General features: G+C 75.0%; 2 protein-coding genes and 1 pseudogene. All 3 read right to left on the bottom strand.

Annotated elements, in window-relative coordinates; genetic code table 11:
* Positions 1 to 798, bottom strand: a pseudogene (locus D3105_RS33395) (hypothetical protein); the annotation flags it as partial.
* A gap of 136 nt (positions 799 to 934) precedes the next feature.
* Positions 935 to 1,387, bottom strand: a complete 453-nt coding sequence (locus D3105_RS33390; protein WP_118906554.1) for an SRPBCC family protein — start codon at positions 1,385 to 1,387, stop codon at positions 935 to 937.
* Positions 1,388 to 1,438: 51 nt separating this feature from the next.
* The gene (locus tag D3105_RS33385; protein ID WP_118906553.1) at positions 1,439 to 2,299 is read right to left on the bottom strand and encodes a DeoR/GlpR family DNA-binding transcription regulator; all 861 of its coding nucleotides are present in this window, start codon (positions 2,297 to 2,299) and stop codon (positions 1,439 to 1,441) included.
* Between the last annotated feature and the right edge of the window lie 244 nt (positions 2,300 to 2,543).

The raw sequence follows: 2,543 nt of genomic DNA, 5'->3' as shown, positions 1-2,543 counted from the left end.
CGCCCCCTCCTCGACGGCGACCGCCAGGCCCCCCGCCACCACGCACAGCACCGCGGCCACCGCCGCCGCCCGCACCCGGTGCCTGCGCCGCAGCAGGTCGCTCGGACGGGTCTGGACCGTGCACGGGTCGAACTCGCCGGACCTGAGCATCGCCTGCGCCCCGGCCCGGTCCGGCCGCCCCAGCCGGGCCGCCCGGCGCACCGCGTCCGCCGGATCCGCCACCGCGGCCCCGGCCAGCAGCTCCCGGACCCCGGACTCGTCGAGCCCCTCCAGCAGGTGCAGCGCGAACGCCGCCCGGACCGATCCGTCCACCGCCGACAGCGCCCGGTCCAGGGCCAGTTCGTCGACGCCGCCCGCCCGGGGGAAGAGCCGCAGCCCCCACACCACCGGCAGGGCCGGACGCAGCGCGGCCGGCGCCGGGAGCCGCCCGGGCCACCAGCGGGGCCGCCGCTCGTGGGCCAGCGCCAACCGAAGAACCCGTAGCCGCACCCACCCGTAGGCCGCACCCGAGCAACTCCGGTTTGCCGAGGCGCCCTCCGCGCGCGTCGGAGCGCCGGTCCGGCGGGACTGGGCCGGAACGCGCGGGCTCGACGGCTTGCTCCCGGCCGCGGGCAGGGCCCGCTGGACGACGGCATGGGCGGTCAGGACCCGGCGGTGCCGGCCGAGCGCCGGCGGCAGGACGACATAGGCGAGCCGCACCAGGCGCGGGTAGTGCTCCACGAGGGCGGCCTCGGCCTGCTGCACGCCCGTGCCTGCGCTCTGTACGTCGGTCCGCTGCTGCGGTTGATGGATCGGCATGGAATCGGTGCCTTCCGGGGCCGTGGCGGGGGTGTCATACCGACAAACGAGTCAATCGTGTGACGGTCACATCACCCGTACGCGGCGCGTGTCCCTCCACCCGTGCAGGCCCGCTCGCGCAGGCCCCCGCGGCGCCTCACCCGTGCGCGTCTTGGGGGGAGGCGAGCAGGGCGTCCAGGACCCTGCCGAACATACGTCGTCCGGCGGAGGCGAGCAGCGGGTCACCCCATCGGGGCACCAGCCGCACCCGCAGCTCCTCGACCCACACCACATGGGAACCGGAATCCGTTGGCAGCACGTCGATCGAGGCCCGGCCCAGCACCACCGCGCCCCGCTTCTCCAGTTGGCACACCCCGGCCCGGCCCCCGGCGGGCGGCGTCCACCGCACCACTTCCATCGGGTCGTCGAACGCCAGGGGGCCCAGCCCCGTACGGGCCACGAAGACCGTGCCGAGCTGCGAGGGAAGCCCGGTCGGTACCGAGATCGCGGTCAACGGCACCTGCGCGGCGTGCCGTTCCCAGTCGGTCACCCGGCGCCAGGCCTCGGCTGCGGGGAGAGGGGAGAAGCGCTCGATCCGGAAGACGGCCACAGCCTGATCCTAGAGGGTGTCCAGCACACCGCGAGCCGAGCGGAATCCGCGTCAGCCCTCGGTGGCGGGCGGGGCGTCGGGGGTCTCGGCGGGAGCGTCACCCGCCACCAGGAGACCCGGCAGATGCTCCTCGATCTCCGCGCGCAGCTCCGGAGCCAGGCCCGCGTCCGTGACCAGCGTGTCGACCTCCCCCAGCGCGGCGAAGGAACTCAGGCCCACCGTGCCCCACTTGGTGTGGTCGGCCACCACCACGATCCGGCGCGCCGCCCGCACGAAACGGCGGTTGGTCTCCGCCTCCGCGAGATTGGGCGTCGAGAGGCCCGCCTCCGCCGAGATCCCGTGCACGCCGAGGAACAGCACGTCGAAGTGGAGGGAGTCGATGGCCCGGTCCGCGACCGGCCCGACCAGCGAGTCCGACGGCGTGCGCACCCCGCCCGTCAGCACCACCGTCGCCGCCCCGGGCCGCGCGCCGCGCCCCCCGGCCGGACGCTGCGCGTCGTGGAACACATCGGCCACCCGCACCGAGTTGGTCACCACCGTCAGATCCGGCACGTCCAGCAGATGCCGGGCCAGCGCGAAGGTCGTCGTCCCGCCCGAGAGCGCGATGGCGCTGCCGGGCACCGCCAGCGCCGCCGCCGCCCGGGCGATGTCCTCCTTGGCGCTCAGCTCCAGCGCCGACTTCGCCTCGAACCCGGGCTCGTGCGTACTCGCCTCGACGACCGGGACCGCACCGCCGTGGACCTTCTCGATGACGCCCTGGCGGGCCAGCGCGTCCAGATCCCGGCGGATCGTCATGTCGGAGACGTTCAGCTTGCGGGTCAGCTCGTTGACCCGGACCCCACCACGCCTGCGCACCTCGTCGAGGATCAGCGCACGGCGCTGCTCCGCGAGCAGGTTCTGATTCTCGCTCAACGCCGGGTCCGGTCCTTCCCTCTGCCGTACCGTCCGCAGCGGTCTGCGGGCCACGCTCATCCTGCCACGCAGGCATGTCCGGCGTACCACCTGGGGAGATTCCGTGAGACCGCTCACGCGGCCGCCCCGGACCGGAGATCGTGGCTCCGGGCGGTCCGCCGCCTCCCGGCCTCCCGGCCCGCCCTGCCCGTACCCGCTGCGCCGCTCGCCCGAGAAAGAGTCTCCCCCTTGGCTCCTGCCACCC

This window comes from Streptomyces globisporus (assembly GCF_003501885.1).
Taxonomy (GTDB): Bacteria; Actinomycetota; Actinomycetes; order Streptomycetales; family Streptomycetaceae; genus Streptomyces; species Streptomyces globisporus_D.
Note: the sequence above shows the minus strand (reverse complement) of the source record. Positions and strands in the feature narration are given on the sequence as shown.